Annotated in this window: 12 protein-coding genes; 5 read left to right on the top strand and 7 right to left on the bottom strand. The window is 73.0% G+C overall.

All coding sequences use genetic code 11. The features are described from left to right. Nucleotides 1–835: hypothetical protein (locus tag DEP02_RS02270; protein ID WP_112465619.1), on the top strand; the 835-nt coding region annotated here is incomplete at its 5' end. 98 nt (nucleotides 836–933) lie between these two features. Here the strand turns inward: DEP02_RS02270 and DEP02_RS02265 are convergent. After that, nucleotides 934–1,389, bottom strand: coding sequence for an NUDIX hydrolase (locus tag DEP02_RS02265; protein WP_112465615.1), 456 nt, complete (start codon nucleotides 1,387–1,389; stop codon nucleotides 934–936). A gap of 250 nt (nucleotides 1,390–1,639) precedes the next feature. On the opposite strand from DEP02_RS02265, the gene DEP02_RS02260 reads away from it, so the two are divergent. Then, the gene (locus DEP02_RS02260; protein WP_112465614.1) at nucleotides 1,640–4,954 is read left to right on the top strand and encodes a S8 family serine peptidase; all 3,315 of its coding nucleotides are present in this window, start codon (nucleotides 1,640–1,642) and stop codon (nucleotides 4,952–4,954) included. 345 nt (nucleotides 4,955–5,299) lie between these two features. Here DEP02_RS02260 and DEP02_RS02255 read toward each other — a convergent pair whose 3' ends face one another. Beyond that, nucleotides 5,300–6,013, bottom strand: coding sequence for a hypothetical protein (locus DEP02_RS02255; RefSeq protein ID WP_112465613.1), 714 nt, complete (start codon nucleotides 6,011–6,013; stop codon nucleotides 5,300–5,302). Between the two features lies 1 nt (nucleotide 6,014). Then, nucleotides 6,015–6,536 (bottom strand): sigma-70 family RNA polymerase sigma factor, encoded by a 522-nt coding sequence (locus tag DEP02_RS02250; protein ID WP_112465612.1) that lies wholly within the window; start codon nucleotides 6,534–6,536, stop codon nucleotides 6,015–6,017. A 306-nt stretch (nucleotides 6,537–6,842) separates the two neighbouring features. On the opposite strand from DEP02_RS02250, the gene DEP02_RS02245 reads away from it, so the two are divergent. The 3 genes from DEP02_RS02245 (at nucleotide 6,843) to DEP02_RS02235 (ending at nucleotide 10,873) form a co-directional block, all read left to right on the top strand. Continuing rightward, entirely contained in the window at nucleotides 6,843–7,859 is a 1,017-nt protein-coding gene (locus tag DEP02_RS02245; protein WP_112465611.1) for an aspartate-semialdehyde dehydrogenase, read from the top strand. A 116-nt stretch (nucleotides 7,860–7,975) separates the two neighbouring features. Next, nucleotides 7,976–10,561, top strand: coding sequence for an aminopeptidase N (pepN, locus tag DEP02_RS02240; RefSeq protein ID WP_112465610.1), 2,586 nt, complete (start codon nucleotides 7,976–7,978; stop codon nucleotides 10,559–10,561). Nucleotides 10,562–10,705: 144 nt separating this feature from the next. After that, complete coding sequence (locus DEP02_RS02235; protein ID WP_269809342.1) at nucleotides 10,706–10,873, top strand: hypothetical protein; 168 nt, start codon at nucleotides 10,706–10,708, stop codon at nucleotides 10,871–10,873. 103 nt (nucleotides 10,874–10,976) lie between these two features. Here DEP02_RS02235 and DEP02_RS02230 read toward each other — a convergent pair whose 3' ends face one another. The 4 genes from DEP02_RS02230 to DEP02_RS02215 all read right to left on the bottom strand — a co-directional run bounded on the left by DEP02_RS02230 (nucleotide 10,977) and on the right by DEP02_RS02215 (nucleotide 15,511). Beyond that, complete coding sequence (locus DEP02_RS02230; RefSeq protein ID WP_112465609.1) at nucleotides 10,977–12,458, bottom strand: FAD-dependent monooxygenase; 1,482 nt, start codon at nucleotides 12,456–12,458, stop codon at nucleotides 10,977–10,979. Between the two features lie 188 nt (nucleotides 12,459–12,646). Further along, nucleotides 12,647–12,916 carry a hypothetical protein gene (locus DEP02_RS02225; protein WP_112465608.1) on the bottom strand — a complete coding sequence of 90 codons (270 nt, stop codon included), beginning with the start codon at nucleotides 12,914–12,916 and terminating at the stop codon, nucleotides 12,647–12,649. 81 nt (nucleotides 12,917–12,997) lie between these two features. Continuing rightward, nucleotides 12,998–15,190, bottom strand: a complete 2,193-nt coding sequence (gene malQ, locus DEP02_RS02220) for a 4-alpha-glucanotransferase (protein WP_112465607.1) — start codon at nucleotides 15,188–15,190, stop codon at nucleotides 12,998–13,000. Further along, the gene (locus tag DEP02_RS02215) at nucleotides 15,191–15,511 is read right to left on the bottom strand and encodes a hypothetical protein (protein ID WP_112465606.1); all 321 of its coding nucleotides are present in this window, start codon (nucleotides 15,509–15,511) and stop codon (nucleotides 15,191–15,193) included. Nucleotides 15,512–15,521: the final 10 nt, after the last annotated feature.

The following is a 15,521-nucleotide window of genomic DNA, read 5'->3' as shown; positions in this document are numbered from 1 at the left end:
GTACGCGGCGCGCGGCCCGCTGCCCCGGCCGGCGCCCGGGGTGCCCGCGCAGCCGACCGCCCAGGCCCCGCACCGCCCGGTGCTGTACGCCGAGGTGATGGTCACCGGCCTGGCGGCCCTGGCCCTGCACGGTTTCACCGCCGCGCCTCCCCTGCCCTCGCTGGAGAAGATCGACGTCCTGGTGGAGCGCGGCCGACGGCTGCGTTCGACGGGCTGCGCCCGGATCGTCCGTACGGCCGGACTGCCCACGGCGGACCTGGTCACCGGGCTGCCGGTGGCCCCGGTGCCGCGCGCCCTGGCGGACGCGGTGGCCCGGCTGTCGGACGCGGGCACGGTACGCCGGCTCCTGACCGAGGCGGTGCGCGGCGGTTACTGCGAACCGACGGCAGTCGTAAGGGAGTTGACAAGTGCGAAGCTCCTGGCCCGGCCTCACGTCGTCGATGCCGTCAACCTGCTGCTGGCCGAAGGGCGGGCGCTCGCGGAGGACCGGCTGTACCGGATGGTCCGCGAGTACGGCCTGCCCGACCCGGTCTGGAACGTGGACCTGCGGCTGCCGGGCGGCCCCCATCTGGGCGGCCTGGACGCGTACTGGCCCGAGCAGGCGGTCGCGGTGGAGCTGGACACCCGCGCCTCCCGGCAGGACGAGGACGCCCAGGGGTCGGAGTACGCCCGCAAGCGCGAGCACCTGGAGCGGCTGGGCATCACGGTCGTCCACCTCACCCCCAAGAAGCTGCGCGACGCGCTGGAGCAGCAGGCGGCGGTCGTCCGCACCGCCCTGATGGCGGCCGCCGACCGCGCCCCGGCCGCGTTTGTCGTGGTGCTGCCCCGGCAGTGACGGACCGGGACGCGTCAGGAGGGGAGAGTCAGGAGGGGAGAGGAGGGACCGCCGGGGCCGATCCCGGCGGTCCCTCCTCGTGTGCGCCGGGAGCCCCTTCAGCTCGTGCCCGCCGGTTTCCCCGCCGGCGGGCGCTCGCGCCACAGGCGCAGCCCCGCGTCGACCAGGCCGACCCGGGGCAGTGCGGGGACCGCCTCCAGGGGGTGCCAGGCGGCGCGGTCCGTGGAGCCGCCCGCCTCGTGGCGCAGTTCGCCGCCGGTGACGCGGGCCTCGTAGAGGATGCGCAGGCCGTGGAAGTCGGCGTGGGTGCCCAGACGGCGCGGGTAGGTGCGGCGGACGGAGTCCAGGCCCAGGAGGGCGACCGGTTCGACGGTGTAGCCGGTCTCCTCCTCGGCCTCGCGTACGACGGTGTCGTAGGGGTCCTCGCCGTGTTCCATGCCGCCGCCGGGCAGGGTCCAGCGGCGGGTGCCGTCGCCGGCCACCCAGCGGGCCATCAGCAGCCGTCCGTCCCTCACGCATACGGCGTAGGCCGCCACCCTCAACTCCTTTTGCATGGGGGGACGTTACGGCGTCACCCGGAGAGGGCCGACTCAACCCCGGGGAAACCGACACGGTTTGGGCGGCTATCTCCCGGATGGCGCGTGGCGGAAGTACGCCATGGACACATCCCGCCATGGTCAACTCTCGTCAAACAACTTCCCTTTAGGTAGACCTGAGCGACCATCCGGCTCCGAAATCCGGACGGCCGCGATCGGATCCGATCGCGCATACCTCTTCTGGTTCCTTTACCTACAAGGGATGCCAATGACCTCCGACCCCCAGCGCGCACCGCTCACCGGTGCCAGACGCCTGGCCCGCATCGCCACGGCGGCAGGCGTGGTGGCCGCGCTCTCCATGGCAGGGCCGATATCCATGGCCGCCGCCCAGGACGGCCCGGTGCCCACCGACCCGGCCGTCAAGCCGGCGGACGACAAACTCGGTTCGGGCGACGCCGAACTGCTCGCCGAGGCCAAGGCCGAGGGCGCCAAGCACGTCACGATGATGATCGCCACCGCTCCCGGGCAGACCGAGCAGGTCGCCAAGCAGCTGGACGCGGTCAAGGGCGGCGCCGTGGGCCTCGCCTACGACGAGCTCGGCTACGTCCGCGCCACCGTGCCGACCGCCAAGGCGGACTCGGCGATCGCCGCCGCCGCGAAGCTGTCCTCGGTGCATGCCATCGACCTCAATCAGGACATCCCGCTCGACGACCCGAGGCCGGACGCGGGCTCCGCCAAGGGCGGCGGCAAGGGCAAGGGGAACACCACCTACCCGGGCCCGGACAAGAAGACCCCCGCCGCGAACCCGTACAACCCGTCCCACGAGACGGGCGCCGTCGACTTCGTGAAGAAGAACCCGAAGGCGGACGGCCGGGGCGTCACCATCGGCATCATCGACACCGGCGTGGACCTCGCCCACCCGGCGCTGCAGAAGACCACCACCGGCGAGCGCAAGATCGTCGACTGGGTGACCGCGACGGACCCGATCGTCGACGGTGACAGGACCTGGCGCCCGATGGTGGACTCCGTCTCCGGACCCGTCTTCACCTACGGCAGCGAGACCTGGAAGGCCCCGGCGGGCGACTACCAGGTCAGCACCTTCGAGGAGCGGTTCACCGTCGGCGGCGACGCCAACGGCGACGTGAACCGCGACGGCGACACCACCGACTCCTGGGGCGTGCTGTACGACCCGGCGGCCGGCACGGTCCGCGTGGACCTGAACAACAACAACGACTTCACCGACGACACGCCGATGAAGCCGTACAAGGACGGCTTCCAGATCGGCTACTTCGGCACCGACGACCCGAAGACGGACGTCGTCGAGCGGCAGCCGTTCGTCGTGGAGATCCGCAAGGACGTGCCGATGGACCCCTACGGCGGGTCCTGGGCCGGCCAGAAGGCCGACTTCGTCAACATCGGCCTGATCCAGGGCTCGCACGGCACGCACGTCGCCGGCATCACCGCCGCCAACAGCCTGTTCGGCGGCAAGATGAACGGCGCCGCCCCGGGCGCGAAGATCGTCTCCTCCCGCGCCTGCGTCTGGAGCGGCGGCTGCACCAGCGTCGCGCTCACCGAGGGCATGATCGACCTCGTCGTCAACCGCGGCGTGGACATCGTCAACATGTCCATCGGCGGCCTGCCGGCGCTCAACGACGGCAACAACGCCCGCGCGCAGCTGTACACGCGGCTCATCGACACCTACGGCGTGCAGCTCGTCATCTCGGCGGGCAACAGCGGCCCCGGTCTGAACACCATCGGTGACCCCAGCCTCGCCGACAAGGTCCTCTCGGTCGGCGCGTCCGTCTCCAAGGAGACCTGGGCGGCCAACTACGGCTCCGTGGTGAGCAGGTCGTACGCCATGATGCCGTTCTCCTCGCGCGGTCCGCGTGAGGACGGCGGCTTCACGCCGGTCATCTCGGCGCCCGGCGCGGCCATCAACACCACGCAGACCTGGGCGCCCGGCGGCCCGGTCGCCGAGGCCGGGTACTCCCTCCCGGCCGGCTACTCGATGCTGCAGGGCACCTCGATGGCGTCCCCGCAGGCGGCCGGCGCGTCCGCGCTGCTGCTGTCGGCGGCGAAGCAGAAGCGCATCGACCTCACCCCGGCGAAGCTGCGCACCGCGCTGACCTCGACCGCCCAGCACATCGAGGGCGAGCACCCGCACAGCGAGGGCGCCGGCCTGATCGACATCGTCAAGGCCTGGAAGTCGATCGAGAAGGGCGCCTCGGCGCACGAGTACGCGGTCAAGGCCCCGGTCAGCACCTCGCTGTCCTGGGCGCTGAAGACCCCCGACTTCGGCACCGGTCTGTACGACCGCGAGGGCGGTCTGAAGAAGGGCCAGAAGAAGACTTACGACGTCCAGGTCACCCGCACCACGGGTCCGGCCGGCACGGTCAAGCACCGGCTGGGCCTGAAGAACGACGACGACACCTTCAGGATCGTCGGCTCGCGCGAGGTCTCGCTGCCGCTGAACAAGCCGGTGACGGTGAAGATCGAGGCGCGTCCCGGCGCCGCCGGTGTGCACAGCGCGATCCTCGAGGTCGACGACCGCCGCACCGAGGGCGTGGACAAGCAGATCATGCTGACCGTGGTGGTCTCCGCGGACATCGCCAAGCCGTCCTGGACCCACTCGGTGTCGGGTTCCGTGCAGCGCAACAGCCCCCAGTCGTACTTCGTGACGGTCCCGGAGGGCGCCAAGACCCTCGAGATCTCGATGAGCGGGCTCAAGGACGGCAGCCAGACCCGCTTCATCGCGATCCACCCGTACGGCACCCCGGTGGACCCCAGCTCGACCGTGAACTGCTACCCGAACTACAACAACCCGGCCAACACCTGCCGTCCGGACGTGCGTTCGTACGCCAAGCCGATGCCGGGAGTCTGGGAGATCGAGGTCGAGTCGCGTCGTACCTCGCCGCTGCTCGACAACCCGTTCGAGCTGACCGCGGCGGTGTACGGACTGGACTTCAGCCCCGCGGTGCAGACGGTCGAGGAGGCGAAGGCCGGTACGCCGACCTCCGTCGACTGGACGCTGACGAACAAGCTGGCCGGGCTGGACGCCAAGCTGAGGGGCGGCTCGCTGGGCTCGTCGAAGTCGGACCGTCCCACCATCGCCGACGGTGACACGCACACCAGGACCGTCGTCGTGCCGGCCGGTGCCGAGCGCCTGGACGTCGCCATCGGCAACGTCTCGGACGCCGGGGCCGACCTGGACCTGTACGTCTTCAACGCCGCCGGCCAGCGGGTCGCCTACTCGGCGGCGGGCGGCTCGGAGGAGTCCGTCTCGATCGCCAACCCCGCGCCGGGCACGTACACCATCGAGATCGACGCCTACTCGGCGCCGACCGGCTCCACGGCCTACGACTACCGGGACGTGTACTACTCGGCGGCGCTCGGCTCGGTGAAGGTCGACGAGTCGGAGGTGTACGCGCTCGCCCCGAACGGCACGGCGCAGATCACCGCCGACGTCGTCGCGAACGAGCCGGCCCCCGCGGGCCGCGAGTTCTTCGGTGAGGTCCAGGTGCTGAACACCCGCGGCACCGTCGCGGGCCTCGGCAGCGTGAAGATCGGCAAGGTCATCCCGTAGCGGACGCGGTTCCGCACACGGCACTGGGGCGGGCGTCCGTACGGGCGCCCGCCCCTCCGTCGTCTGCCGGAACCCGGCCCCGGCCCCGGTCCCGCCGATGCCGACGTCGTCGCGGCTTCCCGGGACGACGGCCGTCATCTCGGAGTGTCACACGCGTGCGCGGTCATCCGGCGCCGCCACACTCGAGCCCCGGGCTCCTGGCAGCGCCCGGACGGCGCGGACCCGGTCGGCCTGGCCGCGTCCAGCGGGTCCGCCTCCGCACCCCGCGATCTCCTGATCGGCAACGGTGCTCCCCCTCCGTCGTGTTTCTCCTGTGACGCGGGAGCGTCGCGGATCGTTCGACCGTCACTCGCAGCCGAGTTCGCGCGCCGCGGGCAGCGCACGGACGATCCGGGCCCGTTCGCGGGCGATCGGTACGTCGCCGACGACCACGTGGTCCGGGGACGCCGTGTGCCGCGGAAGAGCGACGAGGACGTGGTCGTACAGGTGGAGGGACTTCGGGCCGGCGGACCCGTCGAGGACGAAGGTGATCTCCTCGGCGGTCTTCGCGGGTTTGTGGGCGCGGGTGACGTGCAGGGTGATCCGCTCCTGACCGGCGGCGCCCGGCACCTGCTCCACGTCCGTGACCTCGCCCTCGGCGACCAGACGCGCGCAGGCGAGGTAGCCGGGGTCGGCGAAGGGGGAGCCGGCGGAGGTGTCGGCCTTGGCACCCACCTCCTTGTCGGCGCTCACCCCGAAGCCGGCTCCGCCGCCGGACTGTGTCACCAGCCAGGCCATCCCCGACAGCACGGTCGCGACGGCGGCCGCGGCGAGGGCACCGAAGGCGGCGGTGCGCACCCGACGCCGGTTCCGTGCCGCCGGCGCCGGCTTCCGCCGCGGCCGGGCGTCTCCGGCCAGCGCGTCCCCGATGACCCCCAGCTGCTGCCGCAGCAGCGCCACGTCGGCCTCGGCCGCGCGGTGCCCGGCCAGGAGGGCGGCGTCCGCGCGGGCCTCGTCCGGCAGCGGCTCGCCGGTGATCGCGGCCATCAGCGCGTCGGCGCCGTTGTGCTCGGCGGTCATGTCACACCACCTCGTTCTGGTGCAGACGGACGCGCAGAGCCCGTACCGCCGTGTGGAGCCTGCTCTTGACCGTGCCCTCCGGGATGCCGAGCTCGTCGGCGATCGAGCGGACCGGCAGGTCGGCGTAGAAACGCAGGACCAGGACCTGGCGCTGGGAGTCGGGCAGTTCGTCCAGGCCCTGGGCGACGGCCAGGGACAGCACGCTGGTGTCCTCGCCCGAGGGGTGTTCCTGCCGGCGCAGGGCGGCCAGGCGCTCCCCCAGCCGCTCCTGCCGGCGCCTGGCACGGTGCCAGTCCATGGCCAGGTTGGAGGCGACGACGGCCGCCCACGCGGACACGTCGCGCGGCGCCTCCCTGCCGCTCGCGGCCCGCTCCAGCAGCCGCAGGCGGACCTGTTGCACCCCGTCCGGCAGGTCCGCCTGCGGCACCCCGCCCAGTGCGAGCACCGCCCGCACCCGGCGTTCCTGAGCCGCGTCCAGAGGATCGTCGTCCTCTTGGGCACGGCGGGCCTTTCTGCGCAGCACAAGCCACCCCCTCACCGCGTTTCCTCTACGACGCCCCAGCGCACGGAAACGTTCGGCGGAGGCTCGGGAAAGCGTTCAGAGGCGTACGTCACACCGTCGCGCGTGGCAGCACAGCTTGCGGCACCACGCGCCTCGGGAACGTATTTCTCCAGCTCAGCGGGGGTGCGGGCAGGAGTTCCGCAACCGGCGGGCGGGACGGCGCGTCCCACCCCTCGGGCATGGCGCGCAAAGAATTGGACAGGTGGCCCGGAGTCGGCCGCATGATGGAGAGGCCGCACACACAGGAACACGTAGTAGGGAGTCGCCGTGAGGGTCGGAATCGTCGGAGCCACCGGTCAGGTCGGCACGGTCATGCGCGGGATCCTCACGGAGCGCGGCTTCCCCGTCACCGAGCTGCGCCTGTTCGCCTCGGCCCGCTCGGCGGGGAGCGTCCTGGACGGGGTGACCGTGGAGGACGCGGCCACCGCGGACTACACCGGCCTGGACATCGTCCTGTTCTCGGCGGGCGGCGCGACCTCCCGGGCGCTGGCCGAGAAGGTCGCCGCGCAGGGCGCCGTGGTGATCGACAACTCCTCGGCCTGGCGCAAGGACCCGGACGTGCCGCTGGTGGTGTCCGAGGTGAACCCGCACGCGATCGCCGACCGCCCCAAGGGCATCATCGCCAACCCGAACTGCACGACGATGGCCGCGATGCCGGTCCTGAAGCCGCTGCACCAGGAGGCGGGCCTGCAGGCGCTGGTCGTCGCCACCTACCAGGCCGTGTCCGGTTCGGGTGTCGCGGGCGTCGCCGAGCTGCACGACCAGACGCAGAAGGTCGTCGCGGACGCCGACCGGCTGGCCCACGACGGCGCGGCCGTGGACTTCCCCGAGCCGTCCGTCTACCGGCGCCCGATCGCCTTCAACGTGCTGCCCCTCGCGGGCAACCTCGTCGACGACGGCCTGAACGAGACCGACGAGGAGCAGAAGCTGCGCACCGAGTCCCGCAAGATCCTGGAGATCCCGGACCTGAAGGTCTCCGGCACCTGTGTGCGCGTGCCCGTGTTCTCCGGCCACTCCCTGCAGGTCAACGCCCGTTTCGCGCGTCCGGTCAGCGTGGAGCGCGCCACCGAGCTGCTGGCCGGCGCCCCAGGCGTCGCCCTCTCCGACATCCCGACCCCGCTCCAGGCCGCCGGCCAGGACCCGTCCTACGTCGGCCGCATCCGCCGCGACGAGACGGTGGAGAACGGCCTCGCGCTGTTCATCTCCAGCGACAACCTCCGCAAGGGCGCGGCCCTGAACACGGTCCAGCTCGCGGAGCTGGTGGCGGCGGAGCTGAGCGCGTAGGACCCGTTCGGGTACGCGGTGCGGGCGGGCGGTCGCCGGGAGTCGGTGACCGCCCGTTCGCATGGGGCGCGACGTGGAAGGATGACCGCACTCACACATCATGAGGAGATGACCGCGTGCCTGGCACAAACCTGACTCGCGAAGAGGCTCAGCAGCGGGCGAAGCTGCTCACCGTTGACTCGTACGAGATCGATCTCGATCTCTCCGGCGCGCAGGAGGGAGGCACCTACCGGTCCGTGACCACGGTGCGCTTCGACGTCGCCGAGAACGGTGCCGCCTCCTTCATCGACCTGGTGGCCCCGGCCGTCCACGAGGTGACCCTCAACGGCGACGCGCTCGACCCCGCCGAGGTCTTCGAGGACTCCCGGATCGCGCTGCCGGGTCTGCTGCAGGGCCGTAACGTCCTGCGGGTCGTCGCGGAGTGCGCGTACACCAACACCGGTGAGGGCCTGCACCGCTTCGTCGACCCGGTCGACGACCAGGCTTACCTGTACACGCAGTTCGAGGTGCCGGACGCCCGCCGGGTCTTCGCCTCCTTCGAGCAGCCGGACCTGAAGGCCACCTTCCAGTTCACCGTGAAGGCGCCCGAGGGCTGGACGGTCGTGTCCAACTCGCCGACCCCCGAGCCCGAGAACAACGTCTGGGTGTTCGAGCCGACGCCGCGCATCTCGACGTACATCACGGCGCTGATCGTCGGGCCGTACCACAGCGTGCACAGCGTGTACGAGAAGGACGGACAGTCGGTGCCGCTCGGCATCTACTGCCGGCCCTCGCTCGCCGAGTTCCTCGACGCGGACGCGATCTTCGAGGTGACCCGGCAGGGCTTCGACTGGTTCCAGGAGAAGTTCGACTACCCCTACCCGTTCAAGAAGTACGACCAGCTCTTCGTACCGGAGTTCAACGCGGGCGCGATGGAGAACGCGGGCGCGGTGACCATCCGCGACCAGTACATCTTCCGCTCGAAGGTGACCGACGCGGCGTACGAGGCGCGGGCCACCACGATCCTGCACGAGCTGGCCCACATGTGGTTCGGCGACCTGGTCACCATGGAGTGGTGGAACGACCTGTGGCTGAACGAGTCGTTCGCCACCTACGCCGAGGCCGCCTGCATGGCGTACGCCCCCGGCTCGAAGTGGCCGCACTCGTGGACCACGTTCGCCAACCAGATGAAGACCTGGGCGTACCGGCAGGACCAGCTGCCCTCCACCCACCCGATCATGGCGGACATCCGCGACCTGGACGACGTGCTCGTCAACTTCGACGGCATCACCTACGCCAAGGGCGCCAGCGTGCTCAAGCAGCTGGTGGCGTACGTCGGCATGGACGCGTTCTTCCGGGGTGTGCAGGCGTACTTCAAGCGGCACGCGTACGGCAACACGCGCCTGTCCGACCTGCTGGGCGCGCTGGAGGAGACCTCCGGGCGCGACCTGAGGACCTGGTCGAAGAAGTGGCTGGAGACGGCCGGGATCAACATCCTGCGCCCGGAGATCGAGACGGACGCCGAAGGTGTCATCACCTCCTTCGCGATCCGCCAGGAGGCCCCCGCCCTGCCCGCCGGCGCCAAGGGCGAGGCGACCCTGCGCCCGCACCGGATCGCGATCGGCCTGTACGACCTGGACGAGGCGAGCGGCAAGCTGGTGCGCGCCGCGGACGGCCGGATCGAGCTGGACGTGGACGGCGAGCTGACCGCCGTACCGGAGCTGGCCGGCCGGCGCCGTCCGGCGGTGATCCTGCTCAACGACGACGACCTGTCGTACGCCAAGGTGCGCCTGGACGAGGAGTCGCTGGCCGTCGTCACCGAGCACCTGGGCGACTTCGAGTCCTCGCTGCCGCGCGCCCTGTGCTGGGCGTCGGCCTGGGACATGACCCGGGACGCGGAGCTGGCGACCCGCGACTACCTGTCGCTGGTGCTGTCCGGCATCGGCAAGGAGTCCGACATCGGTGTCGTGCAGTCGCTGCACCGCCAGGTGAAACTGGCCGTCGACCTGTACTCCGACCCGGTCACCCGCGAGGCCCTGCTCACCCGCTGGACGGACGCCACGCTGGCCCACCTGCGCGCGGCGGACGCGGGCAGCGACCACCAGCTGGCGTGGGCGCGCGCCTTCGCGGCGACCGCGCGTACGCCGGAGCAGCTGGACCTGCTGGAGTCCCTGCTGGACGGCTCGCACACGGTCGAGGGCCTGGCCGTGGACACCGAGCTGCGCTGGACGTTCGTGGAGCGGCTGGCGGCCGTGGGCCGGTTCGACGAGGCGGAGATCGCCGGCGAGTACGAGCGGGACCGGACCGCGGCCGGTGAGCGGCACGCGGCCACCGCGCGTGCGGCCCGTCCGACGCCGGAGGCCAAGGCGGAGGCCTGGGCGTCGGTCGTCGACTCCGACAAGCTGCCGAACGCCGTCCAGGAGGCGGTCATCGCGGGCTTCGTCCAGACCGACCAGCGCGAGCTGCTCGCGCCGTACACCGACCGGTACTTCGAGGTGGTCAAGGACGTCTGGGAGTCCCGCTCGTACGAGATGGCCCAGCAGATCGTCGTCGGCCTGTACCCGTCGATCCAGGTGTCCGAGGACACCCTGCGCAGGACCGACGAGTGGCTGGCCTCGGCCGAGCCGAACGCGGCCCTGCGCCGTCTGGTCTCGGAGTCGCGGGCGGGCGTCGAGCGCGCCCTGAAGGCCCAGACGGCGGACACGGCGGCGGCGCGGCCGTAACGCCGGTACGGCGAGGGGCGCCCGGTGCCGTTCCGGGCGCCCCTCGCCGTGTGCGGCGGCGCTGCGGTTCGGCACCCGGCTCGCCGGCTCCTTCTTGCGGGCCGGGCATGCCCGCGGGAGTGGTTGAGGAGCGGGGGTGGCGCGGTGGCCGGAGCGGGTGGACGGGCCGCGCCCACCCGGCCGGCCGAGCTGGAAGGCGCGGGGCTCGCCGCACGGACGGAGGCGCTGTCCGCCCTGGATGCCGAGCGGGCCGGTCGACTGACCGGTCCGCTCAGGGAGTTGCCGCCCGGGACGCCGAAGTTGCAGGCGTGACGGCTGCTCAGCTGTAGGGCAGCCCGACCCAGAGGCAGCCCGGCCGAGAGACCGCCCGGCCGAGAGGCAGCCCGGCCGAGAGGCAGCCCGGCCGAGGGACCACTCAGCCCACGTGGGCGGCGAGCGCCGCCTCGATCGCGGTCTCGTCGGCCGTGTCCGCGGCCCAGGCGACGTAGCCGTCGGGGCGGACCAGCACAGCCGTACGGCGCCCGCTCGCCCAGCGCTCCGCGGTCAGCCGGCCGGACCGGTCCCGGCCGACGGGGTGCGCCCGCGGGGCGATCAGCACGAACCGGCCGCCGCGCAGGGCCTCGTGGAGGCGTCCGCCCCCGGCGAGCGCGACGTCCGGGACTCGGGCGCCGACCAGGCGGTGGGCGCCCCGGGGAGCGGCGTACCGGTAGCCGATGCCGGTGACCTGCCCGGCGACCCTGCGGCGGACCGGGCCGACCTTGTCGAGGACGGTGACGAGCACGGCGCGCAGGGCCAGGGTCCAGGGGCGGCGGGCCATGGCGAGCCGGAGGATGCCGCCGCTGCTGCGCAGCACGGACCTGCCGACGGGGTGGCGTTCGGTCTGGTAGGTGTCGAGGAGTGCCTCGGGCGCGTGCCCGGTGACGACCTGGGCGAGCTTCCAGCTCAGGTTGGCCGCGTCCTGCAGACCGGTGTTCATGCCCTGACCGCCGGCCGGGCTGTGCACATGGGCGGCGTCGCCGGCGAGGAAGACCCGGCCGACACGGTAGGCGGGCGCCTGGCGCTCGTCGCTGTGGAAGCGGGACATCCAGCGGGCGTCGTGCATGCCGAGGTCGCCGCCGAGGGCGAGCCGGGTGATCTCCTTCACCTCGTCGAGGCCGAGGGGCGCGTCGTCGGGCACGGCGGTGGAGCGGCGCCAGGCGATGACACGGTAGTAGCCGTCGCCGAAGGACGCGAGAAAGGCGAAGGCGTCACCGACGGCGTTGACGGTCAGCAGGCTCTTCGGCGGCTCGGCGAGCCGTACGTCGGCGAGGACGACGGAACGGATCACCGACCGCCCCGGGAACGGCAGCCCGACCGCCCCGCGCACGACGCTGCGCATCCCGTCCGCACCGACGACGTACGCCGCGCGCAGCGACTCCGGCCGGCCGTCGGGGGCGCGGGCCCGGACCGTCACACCGTCCGCGTCCTGGGTCAGGCCGGTCACCTCGGTCTCGTACCGGAAGGTCACCCCCGCCTTGACGGCGCGCCGCTCCAGGGCCGCCTCCACCTCGTACTGCGGCAGGACGAGCACGTGCGGGAAGCGGGAGGGCAGGGCGCCGAGATCGAGGGCGAGCCGGCCGAAGAGCCGAAGCCGGTCGAGGGGGCGGCCGACCGCCTCCAGGCCGTCGGCGAGGTCGCGGGTGTCGAGTTGTTCGAGGGTGCGGGCGTGCAGGGCGAAGGCGCGGGACAGGTTGCTGATCCGGTGCGGCCGCTTCTCGACGAGGGTGACGGGGACACCGGCGACGGCGAGGTCACCGGCCAGGAGCAGCCCGGTGGGACCGGCGCCGACGACGAGAACGGGGACGGGGACCGGTCCGAGGTCGGTGCCGGGAGTGCGGTTTCCAGTGGTGCCGGTCATTGGGGACCTCCTGGTACCAACATCTGCCGGTCACCACCCCTTGGCAACGGCACGCGTCCACGGGCCGGCGCCACCGCACCGCACTGTGACCGGCCCGCACCCCCGAAACGCACCCAGGGCGCCCACCTCGCCCACGTACGGCAGTGCGCGTACGGGTGGCGGGGTCGGCGCCCTCGGTGTGCGTGCGGTCAGGCCTTGGTCCTGACGTCCACGTCCCGGCTCCTGACCCGGTGCTTCTCCTGGGACCTGTCCAGGACCATGACCAGGCCCGCGATGCCCAGGAACAGGACGATCGGGAGCACCACGTAGAGCCCCAGCGTCTGGACGACGCTCAGGCCCTCGCCGGGGTCGTCGCCGTCGTCGCGGGTCAGCGCGAGCGCGGGAGACGTCATGAGCAGCATCATCAGCGTCGTACCGGCGGCCAGGGCGCCGGCGCGCAGGGCATTCTTCTTGTCCATAGTGCAAACAAACGTAGCGAATGCCTGAACGAGGTGTGCGCCCGGGGTGCCGTATGCGACCCGCGGGCGCCTCCCCGCCCGTCAGCCTCCCTTCCCCGTCCCCTTCCCCGTCCCCGTCTCCTTCCCCGCGTCCTTCCCCGCCCCGGCTCGCAGTACGTCCGTCAGCGCGTGCAGCCGGGGTGAGGCGGCGAGGTCCTCCAGGGTCACCGGGCGGCCCTCGGCGTCGGCGACGGGCAGGCGCCAGTTCGGGTACTGGTCCCAGGTGCCGGGCAGGTTCTGCGGGCGCCGGTCGCCGACGGTGTCCGGGAGCCAGAGGCCGACCATGCGGGCGGGGGTGCGCAGCAGGAAGCGGTGGACGGCCCGGATCCCGGCCTCCTCCGAGGCCGGGGACGGGGAGGCGCGGCTGCCGTCGCCGGTGCCCTCCAGCAGGCCCAGGTCCGTCAGCAGCGCCAGCCACTCGCGGACGTCCTCGGCCGCCTCCGCGCGCTCCGCCTCCAACGGGCGGGTGAGCAGGCCGAGGCGGTGGCGCAGTGCGACGTGCTCGCCGGTGAGGCGGGCGGCGGTGGACGGCAGGTCGTGGGTGGTGGCGGTGGCCAGGCAGTCGGCGCGCCAGCGCTCGGGGGGCAGCGGGCGGCCGTCGCCGTCCCAGTCCCGTTCGAACCACAGCACCGACGTGCCGAGCACCCCGCGCCGGTCCAGGGTCTCGCGCACCCCGGGCTCCACCGTCCCCAGGTCCTCGCCGATCACCACGGAACCCGCCCGCGAGGCCTCCAACACCAGGGTCGCGAGCATGGCCTCGGCGTCGTAGCGGACGTACGTGCCCTCCGTGGGCGGGCGGCCCCGCGGGATCCACCACAGCCGGAACAGGCCCATGACGTGGTCGATGCGCAGGGCGCCGGCGTAGCGGAACAGGGCGCGCAGCAGGCGGCGGAAGGGGGCGTATCCGGAGGCGGCGAGGCGGTCGGGGCGCCAGGGCGGCAGGCCCCAGTCCTGGCCGCGCGCGTTGAAGGCGTCCGGCGGGGCGCCGACGGACATGCCGGCCGCGAAGTGGTCCTGCTGGGCCCAGGCGTCGGCCCCGCCGGGGTGCACGCCGACGGCGAGGTCGTGCACGATCCCGACCGGCATGCCGGCCTCGCGGGCGGTGCGCTGGGCGGCGGTGAGCTGGTCGTCGGTGAGCCAGGCGAGCCAGGAGTGGAAGCCGACGCGGTCCGTCAGTTCGGTGCGGGCGCGGGCGGTCTCGGCCGAGCGCGGGTCCCGCAGCCCCTCGGGCCAGCGGCTCCAGTCGGAGCCGTGCACCTCCGCGAGGGCGTACCAGGTGGCGTGGTCCTCCAGGGCCCGGCCCTGCTCGGCGAGGAAGTCGGCGTGGGCGGCGCGGCGGCCGGGCCCGAGCGGCACCCGGCGCACCAGTTCCAGCGCCTGCCGCTTCAGCTCCCACACCGCGTCCCGGTCGATGAGGGCGCCCTCGTCCAGTACGGCGGCGCGCAGCCGGCCCGCCCGCTCCAGCAGGGGCCGCAGCCGCTCGCGGTCCTCGGCGTACGCGAACTCGGGGACGTCCTCGACGCGCAGGTGCACGGGGTCGGGGAAGCGGCGGGAGGAGGGGCGGTAGGGGGAAGGGTCGGCGGGCGGACCGGGCACGGCCGCGTGCAGCGGGTTGACCTGCACGAATCCGGCGCCCAGCGCCCGCCCCGCCCAGCCGCTCAGCTCGGCGAGGTCGCCGAGGTCGCCCATGCCCCAGGAGCGGTGGGAGAGGAGGGAGTAGAGCTGGACCAGCAGGCCGTACGAGCGTCCCGGCGGGGTGGGCAGCCGGGGCGGGGCGGCGATCAGGTGCGCCTGTCCGGTGCGGCCGTCGGGGGCGGTGGCGGTCAGCCGGTGGACGCCCGGCGGGAGGCGGTCGAGGGAGGTACGGGTCTCGCCCTGCTCGGTGTCGACGCGCAGCCGGGTGCCGGGCGGGAGGCCGTGGCGTCCGGGGAGTCCGGTGTCCCCCTCCGCGGCCGGGTCGCCCCAGTGCACCACCGTCGGCGGGAGCAGCCGTTCGCCGAGTTCCCGTTCGCGGGCGGTGAGCGCGGCGCGGACGGCCTCGGGGGTGCTCGCGTCGACGTCGAGGGCGGCGAGGGCCGCGACGACCGCGGTGGGGGAGGCGGTGACCGTACGGCCCGGGGAGGGGCTGTAGGAGGTGGCGACGCCGTGCAGCTCGGCGAGCCGGGTCAGCTCCTCGCCGGGGGGTCCTGGAGGTCCGGGGGATCCGGGGGGTTCGGCCGGCCGCGGTGCTGTCATCTACAGCTCCGCGCGGCAGGGGTCCTGTTCAGCCGCTTCGGCGACCGACTGACTGGTCAGGGGTGCTGCTTCGGCGAGCGGCGGCTCGCTGGTGAGCGGTTCGGCGTCGCGCAGGGGCGGCTCACTGGTCAGCGGGGCCTCGAAGCAGGTGCTCTCGGCGCTGAGGGTGCACAGACCGGAGTCGTCGGCGGTCGGCAGCCGGTCGGCGAGAGGCAGGTCGCCGGCGGGCAGCGGATCGTCGGCGGGCAGCAGGTGGGGGGCGGGCGGCTCCGCCACGTGTTTGGACAGGGCCGAGAGCAGAAGGTGTGCCGGTGCGGCCACGGGGGCCTCC

Origin of the sequence: Streptomyces triticisoli, assembly GCF_003270085.1 — a bacterium.
Lineage (GTDB): Bacteria > Actinomycetota > Actinomycetes > Streptomycetales > Streptomycetaceae > Streptomyces > Streptomyces triticisoli.
The sequence above is the reverse complement of the archived record's forward strand: the minus strand, read 5'-3'. Positions and strand labels throughout refer to the sequence as shown.

Excerpts from the sequence above, each read along its gene's own strand:
- DEP02_RS02225 (WP_112465608.1), bottom strand. The coding sequence starts at position 12,916 with ATGGACAAGAAGAATGCCCTGCGCGCCGGCGCCCTGGCCGCCGGTACG.
- DEP02_RS02255 (WP_112465613.1), bottom strand. The coding sequence starts at position 6,013 with ATGACCGCCGAGCACAACGGCGCCGACGCGCTGATGGCCGCGATCACC.
- malQ (WP_112465607.1), bottom strand. The coding sequence starts at position 15,190 with ATGACAGCACCGCGGCCGGCCGAACCCCCCGGATCCCCCGGACCTCCA.
- DEP02_RS02260 (WP_112465614.1), top strand. The coding sequence starts at position 1,640 with ATGACCTCCGACCCCCAGCGCGCACCGCTCACCGGTGCCAGACGCCTG.
- DEP02_RS02265 (WP_112465615.1), bottom strand. The coding sequence starts at position 1,389 with ATGCAAAAGGAGTTGAGGGTGGCGGCCTACGCCGTATGCGTGAGGGAC.
- DEP02_RS02230 (WP_112465609.1), bottom strand. The coding sequence starts at position 12,458 with ATGACCGGCACCACTGGAAACCGCACTCCCGGCACCGACCTCGGACCG.